Origin of the sequence: Prevotella conceptionensis 9403948, from assembly GCF_000312305.1 — a bacterium.
GTDB lineage: Bacteria > Bacteroidota > Bacteroidia > Bacteroidales > Bacteroidaceae > Prevotella > Prevotella conceptionensis.
Genome location: NZ_HE999448.1, coordinates 162,308 through 180,229 on the forward strand (window position 1 = coordinate 162,308; position 17,922 = coordinate 180,229).

General features: G+C 46.6%; 12 protein-coding genes, 1 tRNA gene and 1 pseudogene. All 14 read right to left on the reverse strand.

Annotated elements, in window-relative coordinates; genetic code table 11:
- Nucleotides 1–16 precede the first annotated feature (16 nt).
- Nucleotides 17–508, reverse strand: a complete 492-nt coding sequence (locus tag BN93_RS10040; protein WP_044260402.1) for a RagB/SusD family nutrient uptake outer membrane protein — start codon at nucleotides 506–508, stop codon at nucleotides 17–19.
- A gap of 11 nt (nucleotides 509–519) precedes the next feature.
- Nucleotides 520–3,834: a SusC/RagA family TonB-linked outer membrane protein gene (locus BN93_RS10045; protein WP_019188203.1), complete on the reverse strand. Its 3,315-nt coding sequence runs from the start codon at nucleotides 3,832–3,834 to the stop codon at nucleotides 520–522.
- 1,777 nt (nucleotides 3,835–5,611) lie between these two features.
- Nucleotides 5,612–6,595, reverse strand: coding sequence for a tryptophan--tRNA ligase (gene trpS, locus BN93_RS10050; protein ID WP_019188207.1), 984 nt, complete (start codon nucleotides 6,593–6,595; stop codon nucleotides 5,612–5,614).
- A 230-nt stretch (nucleotides 6,596–6,825) separates the two neighbouring features.
- Nucleotides 6,826–6,900: transfer RNA gene (locus tag BN93_RS10055), tRNA-Val, on the reverse strand.
- 220 nt (nucleotides 6,901–7,120) lie between these two features.
- Complete coding sequence (locus BN93_RS10060) at nucleotides 7,121–9,310, reverse strand: peptidase domain-containing ABC transporter (protein ID WP_044260499.1); 2,190 nt, start codon at nucleotides 9,308–9,310, stop codon at nucleotides 7,121–7,123.
- Between the two features lie 4 nt (nucleotides 9,311–9,314).
- Nucleotides 9,315–10,622 (reverse strand): HlyD family efflux transporter periplasmic adaptor subunit, encoded by a 1,308-nt coding sequence (locus BN93_RS10065; protein WP_019188209.1) that lies wholly within the window; start codon nucleotides 10,620–10,622, stop codon nucleotides 9,315–9,317.
- The gene (locus BN93_RS10070) at nucleotides 10,594–11,271 is read right to left on the reverse strand and encodes a glycosyltransferase family 25 protein (protein ID WP_019188210.1); all 678 of its coding nucleotides are present in this window, start codon (nucleotides 11,269–11,271) and stop codon (nucleotides 10,594–10,596) included. The genes BN93_RS10065 and BN93_RS10070 overlap by 29 nt, the downstream gene beginning before the upstream one ends.
- Complete coding sequence (locus BN93_RS10075) at nucleotides 11,258–12,364, reverse strand: glycosyltransferase family 4 protein (RefSeq protein ID WP_019188211.1); 1,107 nt, start codon at nucleotides 12,362–12,364, stop codon at nucleotides 11,258–11,260. The genes BN93_RS10070 and BN93_RS10075 overlap by 14 nt, the downstream gene beginning before the upstream one ends.
- An 11-nt stretch (nucleotides 12,365–12,375) precedes the next feature.
- On the reverse strand, nucleotides 12,376–14,091 hold the full coding sequence (locus BN93_RS10080; RefSeq protein WP_019188212.1) for an erythromycin esterase family protein: 1,716 nt from the start codon (nucleotides 14,089–14,091) through the stop codon (nucleotides 12,376–12,378).
- 100 nt (nucleotides 14,092–14,191) lie between these two features.
- Nucleotides 14,192–14,788 carry a hypothetical protein gene (locus BN93_RS10085; protein WP_019188213.1) on the reverse strand — a complete coding sequence of 199 codons (597 nt, stop codon included), beginning with the start codon at nucleotides 14,786–14,788 and terminating at the stop codon, nucleotides 14,192–14,194.
- 31 nt (nucleotides 14,789–14,819) lie between these two features.
- Nucleotides 14,820–15,659, reverse strand: coding sequence for a glycosyltransferase family 2 protein (locus tag BN93_RS10090; RefSeq protein ID WP_019188214.1), 840 nt, complete (start codon nucleotides 15,657–15,659; stop codon nucleotides 14,820–14,822).
- 13 nt (nucleotides 15,660–15,672) lie between these two features.
- Complete coding sequence (locus tag BN93_RS10095) at nucleotides 15,673–16,641, reverse strand: lanthionine synthetase LanC family protein (RefSeq protein ID WP_019188215.1); 969 nt, start codon at nucleotides 16,639–16,641, stop codon at nucleotides 15,673–15,675.
- Between the two features lie 209 nt (nucleotides 16,642–16,850).
- Nucleotides 16,851–17,636 carry a glycosyltransferase family 2 protein gene (locus BN93_RS10100; protein ID WP_044260504.1) on the reverse strand — a complete coding sequence of 262 codons (786 nt, stop codon included), beginning with the start codon at nucleotides 17,634–17,636 and terminating at the stop codon, nucleotides 16,851–16,853.
- Nucleotides 17,633–17,922, reverse strand: a pseudogene (locus tag BN93_RS10105) (glycosyltransferase); the annotation flags it as partial. The gene BN93_RS10100 and the pseudogene BN93_RS10105, both read right to left, overlap by 4 nt.

Here is a 17,922-nt window from a genome sequence, read left to right on the forward strand (position 1 = left end):
GTTGGATAAGGCAAGCCTAAGTTGCTTTGCGCCGTGGTTTTATCGTAAGCTTGGCAAAAACCGTGCTCAATTGAAACATGGCAAAGGCCCTGCAAAGCAACGCTTCGCCCAGCTGTGCGTCGTAATCGTGCGGGTTGCTTACGCTTTTGATGTGCGCAATGGCCTCGTTGGCCGTGGCCACAGCCGTGTAGTGGGCCTCCCAAAGCTGATAAGGCGTTTCGGCATTGCGCACCTCTTGGATGTCTTTCCATTGGTAAGCTTGCTCTTGAAACCTGTCGAACGTGCTCCACGTGCTGTGCATCTGCTCGTCGGTGTTGTCCGAATACATCTCGGTAAGGTAGGCCGGATGTGCCGAAGGGTAGGCACTAACCAAGAGCTGACTAACTTCTGATGGGTTTTTGAGGTCCATACGGCTGTCGGGATACTTGTCTAAGAATTCGTTGCACGATGCTAGCGCGAACGAAATGGCAGCCATCGACAGCCCCGTTATATATTTGTTGACTTTCATCTTCGTAGGGTTTAAAGTCCGAGTTTTATTGTTAGTGTGAATTGTTTGGGCATGGGCGAGGCCACACCACCCACGTTATAGAATTCGGGGTCTTGCCCATTCAGTCGCTTATCGGCGTAGAGCAAGAAGAGGTTTGTGGCTTGCAGTTTCAACGACACGTTCTTTACCATCGCCTTTTGGAACCATTGGGCAGGCAAATCGTAGCCCAACGACACCTCTTTTAGGCGGATAAAGTCGCCCTTGGCAACGCGAAGACTGGTGTAGTTGTAGGCGTTATAGCCCAAGCGAAGGTTGGTGTTGGCCATGTATTGTGCCTTAGAGATGATGCCCGGCACGTTGGTGTGGTCTTCCTCTCCCGACTTTGTCCACCTGTTTTTAAAGGCGTTGGTCATCGAAACGAGGTCGTTGTAGCGTGCGCGGAACTTGGGGTCGAGGCGCACAACGTTACCAAAAGCGTAGGTCACAAATACGTTAAGCCTAAATCCGCGATAGGTAAACATGTTGCCGATAGAGCCTGTATGCAAGGGGTCTGTCGGTCCTTCGTATTTAAGAAAGTCGGTAAGCGTTCGCTCTTGAAAGTTAATGTCGTCGGTTGTTATCATCCCTTTCTCGTTCAACACCATTGGCATACCCTCATCGTTGAGGCCAACGAAGGGTATGGAGAACAGCGAACGGGCGGGATAACCGCGCTTGGCAAATCCGCTGCCGCTAACCAAACTCATCACGTTGCCTTGGTTAAAGAGCTTGGTTATCTCGGTGTTGGCGTAGGCATAGATAAAGTTGGTGGTCCAAGAGAAGTGCTTGTTCTTCAAGTTCACCGACGAAAGGCTCAGTTCTACGCCGTTCGAGTTCATCTCGGCCACGTTGGCAGCGCGGATAATTTGGCCACCTGTGCCCGCGGTTACCATCGGACCGATTTCGTCGAAGTTCCTTCGGGTGTAGAAATCGAAGGTTATGCCCAGGCGATTGTTCCATAACGAGGCATCGAAACCTAGGTTAAGCTCGTTTTTCTTCTCGTAAGTAAGGTTGGCATTGGCCAATTCGTATATTTCGAGTTGCGGCTCTTGGTCTTCGGCAAAAAGGCGGAAGGGGTTGGATGCTTTGATAATGGCCGTAGAATTGCTATACGAGGCGTCGGGAGGCGTACCCGTAAGGCTGTACGATGCGCGCAAAGTTAGGCGCGAAAGCGGCGAAAGCTTGCCAAACCAGCCTTCTTCGTGCACGTTCCACGCGCCCGAAACGTTCCATGTTGGCATCCATCGGGCATTGGTGTCGCGGCCCATTTGGTTCGAACCTTCGTAGCGAAGGGTTCCGTTAAACACGTAACGGCCCTTATAGCTGTAAGTGGCGTTGCCGTAAAATGCCACACTACGCGAGTTTGTTGGCGTTATCATATAATAGGTGTTGCCCCCTTCGACGGCCCGTTTGAAGTATTCGTAAATGTAAAACGGCACCTGACCCGCATCGTAACGCAAGCCTGCACCCTCGAAGGTGTTGCGTTGGCGTTCGATGCTCTTCACTTCCGTACCTGCAAAAAGGTTCATAATGTGCTTGTCGGCAAAGGTATGGTTGTAGTTGGCCGTAGCGCGCAAGTCGTAATCGCTCATCCTGTTGTCGCCTTTATGGTACAAACCGCCGTACGGCAAAACCGAGAAAGGCATCTTGTAAGGGTCGGACGGGTTGTTGTAAAGGTACTTGTTGGCCTCGCGGATGATGCCGTTGTACATGGCGCGATAGGCCATTGCCTGGTTAGAATTATCCTTTACGTTGTGCTCTTGCGTTGAGGCCATGTACTTAAACGCACCCAATGCCGACAGCTCCAGCCCCTTTATGGGCTTGTACTTCAACTCTAACTGGAACTTGGCATCAAGAACATTGAGGTCGATGTAGTTGTTGTTCAACTCGTTGAAGATGTTGAACGGCGCGAAATTGGCCACATAATACTCGTTGGGGTCTAGCACGCGCGACGTATTACTGGCGTAAGAATAGGGATTGATGTCGAAATCGCGTTTCACTTCGCCGCCAACAACGTCGACATCTTGTCCCAACGTTCCTGGTGCGCGCTGTTTACGATAGGCTGCGCTGCCAATGAAGTTGAGCGACAGCTTGTCTGATAGGTGTTGTGTTAAGTTCAAGCTGAGCGTATAGCGGTTAACGTTGCTCTGCTTGTACCATCCTGGATCCAACATGGCACTGAACGAGGCGTAATAGTTGGAGCTTGGTGTTCCGCCGCTCAAACTTATCGAGTGGTTCTGCATGATGCTGGGCGTAAAAAGCTCATTAAACCAGTCGGTGTTTCTAAATTCGGCCCCTTGCAGGTAGCGGTTCTTCGCCTCAGTGGCGTTTTCTAATGCGAAACGGCCCGTGCGCGCATCGTAGCGGTTTATCAATTCGTACATCTTACCGTACACGCCATACTCGCTGCCGTTAAGAATTTCGGAGAGGTTGAGCCAACCTTTGTCGGCCATTTCCCTATAAATGCCCATTTGCTCTTTCGAGTCGAGGATGTCGAAGTTGTTGTACGATGGCACAAGCCTTGTTGTAAACTCGCCCGTATAGCTTAGATGGGCCTGTCCCTGCTTTCCTTTCTTGGTGGTAACGACGATAACGCCGGCCATGGCACGCGCACCATAGATGGATGTGGCCGAACCGTCTTTCAATATCTGAAAGCTTTCGATGTCGTCGGCGTTAAGTCCGGCTATTGCCGAAGAGATAAGCGTTTCGGGGTTTCCCGATGCCAAGTCGTCTGCGCCCACATTGGCTGCATCCTCCATGATAACGCCGTCAACCACCCACAGCGGCTTGCTGCTTCCGTAGATGGATGTTGCTCCACGCACGCGAATCTTCGGTGCAGTACCAAAGGTTCCGCTCACATTTTGCACCGACACGCCTGCTGCTTGCCCTTCTAGCGAGCGACTGATGTCGGCCACACCGCTCAGTCGGGCTTTCTCGGCGTCCACTTTGTCGGTAGCACCCGTAAACAAGCGGCGGTCTGTTCGGGTAAGACCCGTCACCACCACCTCGTTAAGCACCTGGGCGTTGGCTTTTAACTCAACGTGCATGTTGGCCGATGCCTTTAAAGTTTGTGCCACCATGCCGATGTAGCTGATGGTTACTTGTGGGTTGGGCACGTCGGTAGTAAGCGAAAACTTACCGTCGAAGTCGGTAACAGCCGCCGTTTTGGTGCCTACCACGGTGATGGTGGCGCCGATAACCGGCTCGTTGTCGCCAGCCGACACCACCGTACCAGAGATTTTAGTTTGTGCTACGGCTGCGCTAACGCACAGCAAGAACGTAACCAAACACATAAGTAGCTTTTTGTTCATAAAACTTTCATCTATTTTGACTGTATTTATTTAGTTGGTCGTGATTTATTCTGCCTGCAATGTGTACCATTTGTTTTGCGTACGCCTAGGTTTAAGCATTGCAAAACACGGCATGGCTTGCAGCCATTGCCAGCCCCCTTGGGCAAACATCCATAATGAAGTAAACATTCTCCTTGCTGGTTGTTCCGTAGATTATACGCTGTGGGTTATGTCGGTTTGTTGGGCCTAGTCGGCATAATCCCCATGTATTTGTTGTCGTTGTGCGCTTTTTCTTTCGGCTGCGTCTTTCGTTGCGTCATTCTTTTCACATGCTCTCACCCCGCTAGGTTTCTCACATCTTGCTCGCCCTTACTCTTGTTAACTCGTTAACTCGCCAACTTGTTAACTCAATCTCCTTGTCAACTTGTTAACTCGTCAACTCGTCAACTATCTTTCTTTGCAAAGCCCTGCGAAATCAAAGTCGTGTAACGCGCAACGTGCCGATGGCAACTATTCAGAACCTACCTCTCTCAGATTAGCAACGAGCAAATGTAGTTATTTTTATGTCTATCTCAAAAGTTCTGTGTTCAAAAACTCAATTTAATTAACAATAATTATAAAACAGACGCCTTGAATATGAAACGTCATAGCAGGCAGATACATGCTGGGTAAAGAATAAAGAACATGGAAAAGGTATGAAAAGGAAAGCAAAACGACTTAAAAAGAGAACGTAAGAGAAGGCTGAGCTTGGCAAAACTCCATTCCACAATGGGCATGTGGCAAGATGAAACGATGGCTGCATTTAGAATGTGGCACGTGCAAAACGGCTGCTAACTTGGCTTAACCACCAGTTCTTCAACCCATAAACTTACGAACTTGTAAACTTACCACCTTGTAAACTCGCAAGCTTACCAGCTAATAAACTTGCAAGCTTACCAACTCATAAACCCATGAACTGATGAGTTTGTAAACCTACTAGCTTATCAACTCGCAAGCTTACCAGCTTATAAACTTGCAAGCTTACCAGCTAACAAGCTCACTAACTTATGAACTCACCAACTCAAAAACTCCTCAACTCAAAACCGAAATTATTGATTTTATTTTACAAAACGGCTCTATTTTTCGCTCCGTTCTAGCGAAAATATAGGTTATAAAGGGGGTAAATAGCCACAAATTCTGGCCTTTCATGCCTTCGTGTTTGTCTACTTTTGAGAAAGCAACCTGCATTTTGCACCACTTTGCTTTTCTAGTTTGGTTGCCAACTCGTAATTTTTTAAGCCCAATAACTCGCTTTTGCCCCTAAAAACCCACTTTTTGGTGGTTGTTTTGCCCCTTCGAGGCATTAAAAACATGGCTCGAAGGGGTTTTGTTTATGCTATTTCGGCGGATATTTATGCACATCGTTTCGCATTTAGCGGCATTTTGCACTGCATTTTGCACCATTTTACCTTGCATTTAGTAGCAAAACACACGCCATTTAGCACCAAAACGCACTGCATTTAGCACCAAAACGCACTGTGTTTTGCACCAAAACGCAGTGTGTTTAGCAGCAAATAGCCCAAAAACGGGTGCAAATGGCGGTTGCTTTAAATAAAAATTCATTTTGCCATATTCGCAACCTAACCGCTTTTTGCATCATAACAAACCTTCGCGAGAATCGATTTTTTGCGGCTGGGTTGTCGGTTGGTGGATAACGATGGCACTCATAATGTTAAAATTCTTGCTGAAAAACAGACAAAACATCAAGTTGATGAGTTGGCCAGTTAACTCGTTAAGATGCGCCGCAAGGCAGAGCCATTTACCTAAACCCGATAATCTGGCGAACCTCTTTAAGTGTCTGGCTTGCGCTTGCGCGTGCCACTTCGGCTCCTTCTTGGGCAATGCGGTCGAGCAGTTGCATGTTCGAACTGTATTCCCTAATGCGTTCGCGAATAGGCGTAACGGTCTTAATGATGTCCTCGGCGATTTGCTTTTTCAAGTCGCCATAACGGATGGAGCAATCATTCCACTTCTCGTCGAAGTAGTTGTAAGTTTCAGGTTCCGAGCAAATACGCAAGAAGGTAAAGAGGTTTTCAATCACTTCGGGCTTCGGACTGTTGGGCGCTTGCGGCCCCATGTCGGTTACGGCCTTCATCACTTTCTTACGTATGGCGGCATCTTCTTCGTAGAGATAGATGCAGTTGCCATCGCTCTTGCCCATCTTTCCACTGCCGTCAAGTCCAGGAACCTTCACGGCCTGCGTGTTGAAGTAGAAGTTTTGTGGTTCGGGGAAGAAGTCTACGCCATAGATATGGTTGAAACGGCGTGCGCACTTGCGCGCCATCTCCATGTTCTGCTCTTGGTCTTTGCCCACAGGCACCTTTTGTGCGCGGTGTTGCAGGATGTCGGCAGCCATCAGTGTTGGATAAGTCAGCAAGCCCGCGTTAACGTTGTCGGGCTGTTGGCGTGCCTTATCCTTAAAGGTGGTTACGCGTTCCAGCTCGCCCAAGTACATGTTCATGTTGAAGAACAGGTACAGTTCAAGCGTTTCTTTCACGTCGCTCTGCACATATATCTTGGCCTTCTGCGGGTCGATGCCGCACGCAAGGTACTCGGCAAGGATTACGCGCGCACTGCGTTGGATGTCTTCGGGTTTCGGGCTGGTGGTAAGCGAGTGCCAATCGGCGATGAAGAACAGGCTTTCGTACTCGTCTTGCATCTTCACGAAACTCTTTACCGCTCCGAAATAGTTGCCCAAGTGAAGATTTCCTGTGGGCCTAATTCCGCTTACTACTTTTTCCATCTTTATGCTTGTTTTTTTGTTTAACGTGTTGGGGTGGGGGTTAGTCGGACTGGTTGGACTGGTCAGACTGGTCAGACTGGTCGGACAAGTCAGACTGGTCGGACAAGTCGGACAAGTCGGACAGGTCAGATTTGTCCGATTGGTTCGATTAACCCAACTGCCAGATTTGCCCACTTCGTTTGCTAAAAAAAAATCCCGCAACCATGTTAGATTGCGGGACTTCTGCGTTGTGGGCGTTGACGGATTCGAACCGCCGACCCTCTGCTTGTAAGGCAGATGCTCTAAACCAGCTGAGCTAAACGCCCGTGCTTTGTTTCTTAAAGCGATGCAAAGGTATGTATTTTTTCGCGTTCGACCAAATAAAATGCGAAAAAATGTTGAACAATAGCTATTTTGTGCATCCACTTCTATGTGTTAGCAAGAAGATTAGTCGTAAGGGAAAATAATAACAGAGAGAGAAATCGGCTACAAATTAAGTCATAATCCTTAGGGATACTGTATGAAATCACAGATTTTCCTTTCGCATTACGGCAACGTTTGCGTTTGCGAGGAAACCAACTCATAGTATCGTTTCTTATTTTCCATCAACGTTTTGTGCGTTCCAACTTCTACGATATAGCCTTTGTCGAGCACTACAATTTGGTCGGCATTTTGGATAGTGCTAAGCCGATGTGCAATCACGACAACTGTGCGATGTTCGAAAGCATTGTTTAGCGCATCTACAATCTTACGCTCGTTGATGGTGTCTAAAGCATTAGTAGCTTCATCGAGGAACAACATTTTGGGGTTTCTGTATAGTGCACGTGCAATAAGCAGGCGTTGTTTCTGCCCTCCACTAAGTCCTCGGCCTGTTTCGCCTACCGTTGTGTCGAATCCATTAGGCATGGCGTTTATCTCTTCTTCCAGTTGGGCAATCTTGCAAACCTCGTGCAGGCGGTCGTAGTCTATGCGGTCGGCATCTAGCACGATATTGTTAATGATGGTGTCGCTAAACACCTTTCCGTCTTGCATCACCACCCCACACAAGTTTCGCCATTGACGCAAATTGATGGCATCCACGTTCATCGTGTCCATCTTGATGTCTCCGAATGTTGGTTTATACAGTCTAACGAGAAGTTTTAGCAACGTAGACTTTCCACAACCACTGCCTCCGACAATTGCCGTAACCTTATTTTCAGGAATGTGCAGGTAGATACCTTTCAGCACGAAAGGCGAGTTAGCCGAATATTGGAAGTGTACGTTAGACAAGGTTATCGATTTTTCGTTGGGCAATATGCATGTGTTACCAACCGAAAGTAGCTCTTCCTCATCTTCAAGTTGGCGAATCTCGTTGATGCGCAGAAAGCTTATCTTGGCATATTGGGCACCCATAACAAAGCTGATGAATTGGGATAAAGGACCATTTAACATGCCGATAATGAACTGTGTGGAAATCATTACCCCAAAGGTTATGTCGCCATTGATAACGGCCACGGCGCAAAAGAACACGATACCCATGTTTTTTATGCTTTCAATAAACTGTGCCCCCAGGTTTTGCATGTTTGTTATGGCGAGCACGCGCTTGTTGACATGATATAGCCGTGCCTGTATCTCTTCCCATTTCCAGCGGCGTTGCTTTTCGTAATTGTTTATTTTCACATCTTGAATGGCTGAAACCGTCTCCACCCAATAGCTTTGGTTCCTTGAAAGGAGTTCGAAATATTCCCAATCTAACTTTTTCCTAACATTTAGGAAAAGTAAAACCCAGCACACATAAAGTGCAGAACCTGCCAAGAAAATAAGAAAGATAACCACATTGTATATCAGTAATATGATGGCAAATACCACAAAGGTAAGCATAGAAAAAATGAGAGACAGAGAATTGTTCATGATGAAACTGCGAATGCGTTCGTGGTCTTGCGCACGCTGCAGGATGTCTCCCATCAGCTTGTTTTCAAAGAAGGTGACGGGCAAGTTCATCAATTTTATCAGATAATCGGATATTAGTGCAATGTTAACGCGTGCAGTGATATGCAACAAGATCCAATCTCTGAGCACATTGAAAACCATTACGCTCAACAGAATACTAATGTTGCCAATGAGTATCATGTTGATAAAGTTAACGTCGGATGTTTTAATGCCCACGTCAATCACCGCTTTTGAGATAAAAGGCAGCACACCTTGCAATGCCGTAACAATAAACATGATCACGAAAATCAAAGCAAACGAGTGCGAGTATGGGGTGAAATACTTTAGAATGCTTAGAAAACTATTTCGTTTTTGCTCTTTTTCGGCCTTGGTTTCCTTAAAGTCGACTGTGGGTTCAACGGCTAGCAGCACGCCTTGGTTTTCGCCCCTCTGATACCAACCTTGTTTGAACGTTTCGTGCGAATATTTTACGCGTCCTCTTGCGGGGTCGGAAACGTAAATGCGTTTCTTGTCGGCATGATACACCACAACAAAATGATTGTTGTTCCAAAATATGATGGCGGGAAAAGGAACACTGTTAACCACCTCGTTGACATCGCATTTTACAGCCAGTGTACGAAGACCAATGTTTTCTGCTCCAACACTAATGTCGTGTAACGACACACCTTCTTTGGTGATACCGCAACGGTCGCGGAGATACTGCAACGAGTAATATTTGCCAAAATGTTTGGCTATGATTTTAAGTGCAGCTGGTCCACAGTCATGCGAATCCATCTGATATTCTACAGGAAATCGACAATACTTCATCATCTTATTTTTCGCTTTTGGCTTTGAGGTTATCGAACAGCCTTTCTATCAGTCGTTTTCTTTTCGTTATAATCTCGGCAGTTCCGTTGCTTTCAAAGTCGAGCGGAAGGCGTTTGCCGAAATTGGTGAGGGTGCCGTGTGGAAAAGAAATCAACACGAGATAGGCGTCCACTTCCTTATCTTGTACCTTTATCTTGTGGCTAATACGCGAAATGGATTTTACAACACCCTTTAACAGTCCGTATTCATCGTAGGGGAAATTGCTTATTTTTACGTTTACGTGTTGGCCTATAGCCACCTTTCCCACGCCAAAAGAGGGGATGGTGACTTCGCCCAAGATGTTGTTTTTGCTCGGTATGATAGAAAACAGCTCCTGTCCATTCTGAACAAAGCGGTTGTCTCGCCAAAAACCAAGGTATTCAAGTTGGCCTGTAACTGGCGCGTATTGCAAGTATCGTTCTTTCCAAATATTGATTGCGTTAGACAGTTCGTTCTTTCTCGTAACAAAATCTGTGTAAACCTTATCCTTAGACTCAGACTCTTCTAAGAGAATGCGCTGTATTTCCATCTCGTTGCGACTTACTTCTGATTGTTTCAGCATCCGGGTACTTTGCAGGTTGAGCAAAGCTTCTTGTAACGATAGATGTGCAGCATGCTGTTGTTGAAATTCTTGCTCACTGATTACTTTGGCAGCAAGTAACACACTGTCTTTCTTAAGCTGATTTGCAGAAACGTGAAGCAATTGACATTTAAGCGCAACTTCATTGTTAATGTTGGCTATTACCGACTTGTCCGAAGTTATCTGTTGCCGTAGGTTTTTATGCATCGTGCCATAGATGTTAGACGACAACACGCGTCGATATTGCATGTAGGCCAGCATAAACGCATTGTAGGCCGAACTCACTTCGCCCAATATGAGCGTATCGGGAAGGCCTATGGTGGCTTGCATGTTCTTGTTAAGGTTGCTTAGCAAGCCTTCCACTTTCAGGATGTGTCGATAGTTGGCTCCACTTTCAAGATAAGATATAACGTCGCCTTTCTTCACCCTGGTCTTATTTGCTTTTAGCAAGTATATGCGTCCGTTGCCGTTTGCCACCAAACGAACGGGCGCGGTGTTAGCGGTAACCGATATGGGGCCGTCTACCGTGTCGGGGTATTGAATGAGGAAACCAAGCAAAACGACGATGCCCATCAGCACGCCAACGCACAGTGCAACCCATTTAACCCACTCCGTGGGCATGCGGTCTACGATGGCTTGCACCTCTTCCGACCTTTCATTGCGCTTATTGTCTTCCATGAACAGTTCTCCCATATTTGCGCGCAACCTGCTGAACGATACGCAAACGTAAGGCAGAGCGCAAGAAAAGATGGTCTACCAGCCCCACGCTGTCGTTATTGGTGCGTGTAACATCCGAGTAGCCAAAGTCTGTCTGTATGGAGATAAAGGGGTACATGGTCGCTTTGTCCATGGTAAGTGCCGACAGCACACCATCGGCCGTGTCGGTATCCTTAAAGTCGTAATCTAGTATTCGCTTAAACAAAGGCTTGAAAACAATGATAAACTGTGTGCTCCAGAACCAGTCTACCCAATAGCGATTGTCTGCAACGGGTATAGCCATGCCGAACCCCCCAATGCCTCCCGAAAGCAATTCGATGCCTTGCGCCTCGGCTTCGAGGATGTTACGAAAGAGATATTCCTTATTGTATGCGGGAGTGAAGGTGTGGTCGTCTTCACAAATAACGATGATATCGTCTTCGTTTTCCTCAGCCTTTCGTATGGCTTGCACCATGCTTTTCCATAGCCCAACTGCGCCAATGGGGTGCTTTACAGCCTTTATCCACGTAAGCTCGAACTCCGTTCTGTCACTAAATTGTTCCTCAATATGCTGCCGGCGTTCTGTGCGCTCCTCTAGATTGATAACATAGACAGGCAGATAAAACCCAATACTATTGTTTTCCATGCGCTTTTTGATAGTTTATAACGGTTTGTTCCAATATGCAATTCACTTTCTTTGCCCATACGTCCCAGTTCAATCGGGTTTCGTATTCCTTGCGCGACGACTTTCTTAGTGCGATGTATTTGTCCTTGTCGCAGAATATCGAGTGTATCTTTTGGGCATAATCAATTGCCGTTGCCGTGGGTGGGAGCAAGAAACCGTTTCTGCCTTCGCAGATGGGTTGCCCCGTTCCTTGCACATTTGCAGCCACACTTGGCACACCATAGGCCGAGGCTTCGCAAAACACGATGCCGAAAGCGTCGAACAGGGTGGGGAGAATGAGGAAATGTGCGTTGCGAAGTATGGTGCATAGTTTCGACAGATGAGCGGGTTTGGACTTGTCGAGGAAGGGATAAACCACGACGCCCTCGTCTTCTGCACAAGGTGGTTGGCAGCCAATGATGGTCAGTGTGCAGTTCATTCCCATAGCTTTTAGCTCCCGATATGTCCCCAAGGCCTTGTCGCCACCTTTCTTTTCCCAGTTTCGTCCAATAAATACCAAGTTGCAAACATTTGTATCGATATTTATTTGGTAATCGCAGCGATGAGGAATGTTCGCGCCAAACTCCACCACATGTATCTTCGAAGGGTCGATGCCGTAATAGCTAACTGCACTTTGCTTCGCCCATTCGGAGCTGTATATAATGGTGTTGTATTTGTTTAAGAGTTTGCGCTCCGCATCTTCTGTTTGTCTTATTTCCTCAGGTTTGCTGTCGTTGTGCATGTAGTCTTTGAATGCGTGATAGGTAACGTCGCTTAAATGAACCATGGGAATATTTGTATCAAGGAATGGGCTAAGATATAAGTCGCCGAAGAACACAAGGTCGCATCCTGTCACTTCTTCTGCGCACAGCTTGCCAAAGACGGGTGAATATTCTCGTATATCTCGTTTGGGTGCGATGTTTTCTTTTGTGAAACGCACTGTTTGAATAAGCATATTTTGCCCAACTATTTTCACATCATGGCTCTTGCATAAGGCTTGCAGGATGTGGTAGGACGTTCCCGACCATGTATTAGTGTCTTCGGGGTCTAGTGTTGTTAGAAATGCAATCTTCATATCGTGGTTATTTACATGGCTTTCATTTTGTCTAGTGCCTCCTTGTAGGCATTAAGCATTGGTATGTCTCCTTCTTGCCATCCCTTTATAACCCGTTCACTCTTTATCACCGGTTCGACATCGCGAACAAAGAGCACACCATCCACCCTTGTTTGAGGATAGCAATAGATGAATTGCACCTTTAAGCTTCCATACCCTGCCGCACGCATTTGCAAAGCTTCGCTACATTGAAGTTTACTCATAGGTAAGTAAACCGAGTCTACGCCCAACTGTCCCAGCTGGTATTCAATGCTGCGTTGTGGTACGGCAGCAAGCTTGTCGCCAGCAAAAGCACCATACTTACCACTTACGATGGTTGCACCTTGATAAGTGACAATGTCGATGCAACGATAGTTTTCACCAAACTTCTCTTTTAGGTAATGCCCAGCACTAAAATAATTGGGATGTACAAGTCCTATTGCCTGTGAGTAGTTTAAATGTCCTGTGTGAGCATACATTGTAACTACCGTCCCTTTTGGGAAGACACTGTCGACGGCGAATTGGGTGAACTGCGCCATAAGCCTGTCTCGCTGTGAGTAACGAGCAGGCTGTTTTGCAAACCATTGCATCAGCCTTATGCTCTTACGCACCAGCAACAGCTCATCTTTTTGCAGGCAGCTTTTTACAACCTCGCTGCTGTCGAGTAAGGCCGCGATGTCCCTTTTCGAGAAAGGACCCATATCTTGAAGCACTGCCTTACAGAAATTTATCATTTCAGGAGATTTCTTTCCATCATTAAGTGTATAGAAGAAATTAAAAAGATTGATTTCGCTTTGCATCCATTCTAAATTGGCATCGAAACCAAGGAGCGACACGCTGTTGTCGTGGGTGGCATTATATTGCTTAAGCCACTCAATGAAAGCCTTTGTAGGTTCGCCCAGCAAAGAGTTGTCAATGTAATTCGATATGTGAGAGAACTTAAAACGCGGGTCGTTTTTTACATACCTATTTATATAGAAGATACTCTCCATGGGCAGTTCTAACATCACCAGCTTGCATTGGTGTTTCAGTATGCGTTCTTTCATCATGTCCATGGCTACGGCATTCATCGTCTTTGTGCCGTGTATAGTTTCGGCAATGCCAAGTATTTGGCTACCCATGCAAGGGATATTTCCGTAGTTACCGAAAGTCCAATTAAGTAAGTCGCTGCGTTGAAACAATGGTGCAACTTCTGCATCGGGCACTTCGTTACTTAGTTTCTTGCCGTCTGCGTATACGCCAAAATCGGCAAGTAGAATTGTTCCTACCGTATCTTTTTTCCCCGTAGCCTCTAAAGTAACAGACAACAGGTCGGCGTGCTTTAAGTGCAGTTGGCTTGTGGCTTCTGCCCAATTGGGCGATGTGGGTAGCGTTATCGTGTCACGACGAGCCACACGTGCCCCATTAGTTAAGAAGTTGAGCGTTACGTAAAAGTGCTGTACGTCTTTCGATTTGTATTTCACCCTTACCGTAATGTCGTTTGCTTCGCCACGGAGCTGATATGTGGGCAACAGCATACCCCAAACGCCTTTGAGCGGAGCTACGATTTCGAGACGTAATTGCTTTTGTACAGCGGTTGTGCCTAAATCAAACCGAAAGAATAGATGTTGATAATGAGGCCACCACCTGTATCCGAAAAGCTTTGAACTATCGCCGGCTTTCGCAAAGAGCGATACAAAGAAAAAGAAAATAAAGAATATAAATCTCATTAACTGCAGGCTTTAAATGCGTTTTTGTCGGGATTCCCTCGTATGTGGATGTTACGGATCATCTTTTACGGGGGAATCCGATAAAATGATAAAGAGAAGTTTATGGGTTACCAGGATTATTCCAAAAGCCGAAGATGTCGAATTTTCTGGCGGTAATAAATTCACCTGTATTTGCATCGTATACAGAGAGTGTGAATGCCCCAATAGATCCATTCATAGGAGGTTCTTGTGTACGAACAAAAGTAAAAGATGACGTTCCGTTGTAGCCCTTATTTAGAAGTTCACTCTGAATATTCCTTGTCATGTTGCCATATTGGTCACTAAGATATTTGAATATTTCTATGGGGACATCAAATCCCGGAGGTAGACACCCAGTAATAAAGGACTCCATAAGTGTTTCAAGTTCGTCAGACGATAATGAATTGATATAATCAGGGAACGTGTGGAAATTTTGTGATACAGTAAGCGGACTGTTGTAATTTCCATAAACATACGCGTCGTTCGCCACATATCCCATACCTTCTACAAAACCTCCTTGCCACAGGTCATTATTTAACCTTATTTTAAATTCTTCGGTTGTGTATGGCGATTCCCTTGTTCCGTCTCCTCCGCCCACATACGTCTTTTGTTTTGTTTCTTCAATCACGGGCAACGTTTGCGCCAATTCGTCTAAGCTTTTCTTTGTTAGTTTCTTCATAAGTTTAAAAATTATATGTGAAAGAATTTGTTTATATGCTTAACTTCTCGCGATTCTTTAGGAAGATAAGTTGCAAGAAGGTTGAAGCCTCGTTTTCGGTAATCAGTCCTTTATCTTTTAGTTTGCAGAAAGCAGCGTGGATGTCGGTCAGTTCGGGATAGCCCACTGCATTTTTCTCAATCAAGTAGGTCATGACCTCCGCTTTAATCCGCTCGGTTGTCTTTCCCTGTTCGGTTTTGTGAACGGTGCTTACTTGACTGTCCGACACACGATAGTAAAGCAAAGGCTGACTCTCTACGTAGAACTTTCCACCAAGCTTGGCAATTTCCATCCACAGCTTATAGTCTTCGGCGTATGGGTAATGTTCGTATTGCAAGCCCTGTTGCTTGTAAAAGTCCGCCCGCAACATGGCGGTAGGATGAAAGATGAAGTTACCTGGCAACAGGTTAAGTAATGGCAAATCTATCATTCCTTTAGCCGTTCCCATCAAGTTCTTTTCTTGTGAAGCATCACCAAATATAGTAGCCCACGTTCCACACACGGTTATCTCAGGATGTTCATTCATTATAGAACGCTGAATCTTCAGCCTGTCTACATGCATCAGGTCGTCGGCATCCATGCGGGCAATGTACTTGCCACGCGCGGCATTCATACCCCTGTTTAGCGAAGAGATGAAATCGTGCTTGTTATGCAGAAGTTTAATCCGCTTATCGGAGCATGCGCCAATCAAGGCGCTGGTGTTATCGGTAGAACCATCGTCGACAATAATCAGCTCGAAGTCGCCAAACGATTGCATCAACACGCTTTCTATGGCATGGGAAACATAAGCCGCCGAGTTGTAAACCGGCATTACAACAGAAATTTCACACATAACATCAGTGGGGTTAGGTTAAGGTGTTGCCTTTGCCAAGCAGGTAGATGAGGTAGCGGGCCAAGCCTCCTTTGTAGGCGTATGGGGCTTGTGCTGGGCAAAGAGTACGAATAATGTCGTGAATATTGCTTGTTTCGTGAGGTATTGCTGCACGGATAACTTCACCTCGCGCCTTTCCACATGCCTCAAGCATGTTCATCGCATCTATCTTTCCTGGCAAGGCAAGAAAGTTATGACAAGCGTCTTTCATGCCATTCTCCATATTGTTGAAGGCAACGTCTTCGTATTGCAAAAGGTTGTGACGCTTAATTATCGTGCCGAGATAGTAACCAATGGAGAGCGAACTCACCATAGTGCCTGTGCGATATAATGCCGCGTAATCAGAAAGTAGACTACGAGAAAAGTCAGCATAACCTGAAAAATGAACGAGTTTTAGGTATGCGGCAAAGGTTTGCAACACCAGCAGTTTGTTGCTTACGTAGCGTATGTTGAGCCAATCGAAGAATTGTAGCGACAGGTAGAGTTCCATGCCTTTGAATATATTACTAACAATGTCATTGATTTGCTTATCTGTTTTGCCAAGTTTTTGAACGGATGAAAGAAAGTAAATGGCTTTAGAAACGGCCAGCAACTTGTCGGGGTGCTTATCTATAACGCACAAACCTTCGGTTATTGTTTTATGTTGCTCACTGAATATTTCATCAAAATCGGCATCGACAAACTTCTGCTGTATCAAGTAAGTTAGGGCGTAGCCCACTCCAGACAGCCCATTTTCAAATCCGATGTCGTCCGTTTTCCTTATCAGCGACTCTTGAAGTATGGAAAAAGCTACGTCTTCCATCGCATTGTCGTGTAAGAAACGTGAGGACTCAAACAACGCCAATGCCACACCGGCCTTTCCTGTGTAAAGGCCGTAAGCAGTTATGTTGTCTGCATTCAACAGCAGATGGTCGGCAATTTGGTGGATTATTTCGTAATTCATCTATTCTTGTCGTTATGGCTATGGCACACCGTAAGATAGCGCAACGCCTTTAAATTTATACTTGGTTTTAGGCAATTAGGTAGTGTGCACTTAGGCTTTACTTCACAAAAGTAGGTATTTAACGCAAAACAACAAACGCTTTTTTGTTTTTTAACGCAAGACTTTGCACTTTTATATGTAGATCCCACCATAAAACTCCAATACTAAGGCTAGCTTTTAAACTTATTGCCAATGGCCCGCAACACAAACCAAGCGTGCATGGCCAGCGTAAGGGGCAGGCCATAATGCGCGCGCATAACGGCGAAACGCTCTTTAAGCGAGGCGCGATGGTTCTTTACGGTCATGCCTCCATCAAGGTAATTGGCCACCACCGCTTGCACGTTTTTAAGGGGTAGATTGGCCGCTTGGCCTGCCTTCATCACGCGGATGCACCAATCTACGTCGGCCGAAAAACGATAGGCCAGGTTGTAAGGCGTTTGTTTGGCCAGCGAAGTGAGGGCGTAAAAGGCCTGATGACACACCAACATGCCGCGACTAAACGACCGCCACGACAGGCCTTGGCGCGGAACTGGGCGGCGACGGCGCAAAAAACGCCCATCGGCATCTACGATATTCGTGTCGCCATAGAGCACGGCAGGCAGCGTTTCGGCCTCGCCAACGGCGTTGGCAACGGTTTCGAGCGTTTGGGGCGAGGGGAAAACGTCGCCCGCATTGATGAAAACAAGATAGGTGCCAGTGGCCATTTCGATGCCTTTGTTCATGGCATCGTACAGTCCGGCGTCGGTTTCGGCCTTCACTTTTATGGTGTGTAGGCTTTCGGTTTGGGCCATGTCGGCCACATATTGGTGGATAAGTGCGCGCGTATCGTCGGCAGAAAGTCCGTCGATAAGCAAGTGCTCTACGTGCGGATAGGTTTGTTCGGCCACACTTTTGAGCGTTCGGGGTAGCTCGGCGGCAGCGTTATAGGTGCAGGTAATAACCGAAAAGCTTATCATAACATACATTTTTTGAAGGCGAGAGCCTGATTGTACACCTCTATATATTGCAGGGCAACGGCCTGTTGCGAGTAATTGGCCAACACCTTGCGCACGGCTTGCGCGCTAAGTTCGGCATAATCGGCCTCGCACAGCACCCATCTGATGCCTTGTGCCAAGTCGGCTGCATCGCGATAGCGGGCCACATAGCCGTTTTTCTGTGGTCGATCTCTTCAGGGATGCCGCCTACATGAAAGCCAACGCAGGGCACACCGCAGGCCATGGCCTCCATGATGGTGTTGGGAAG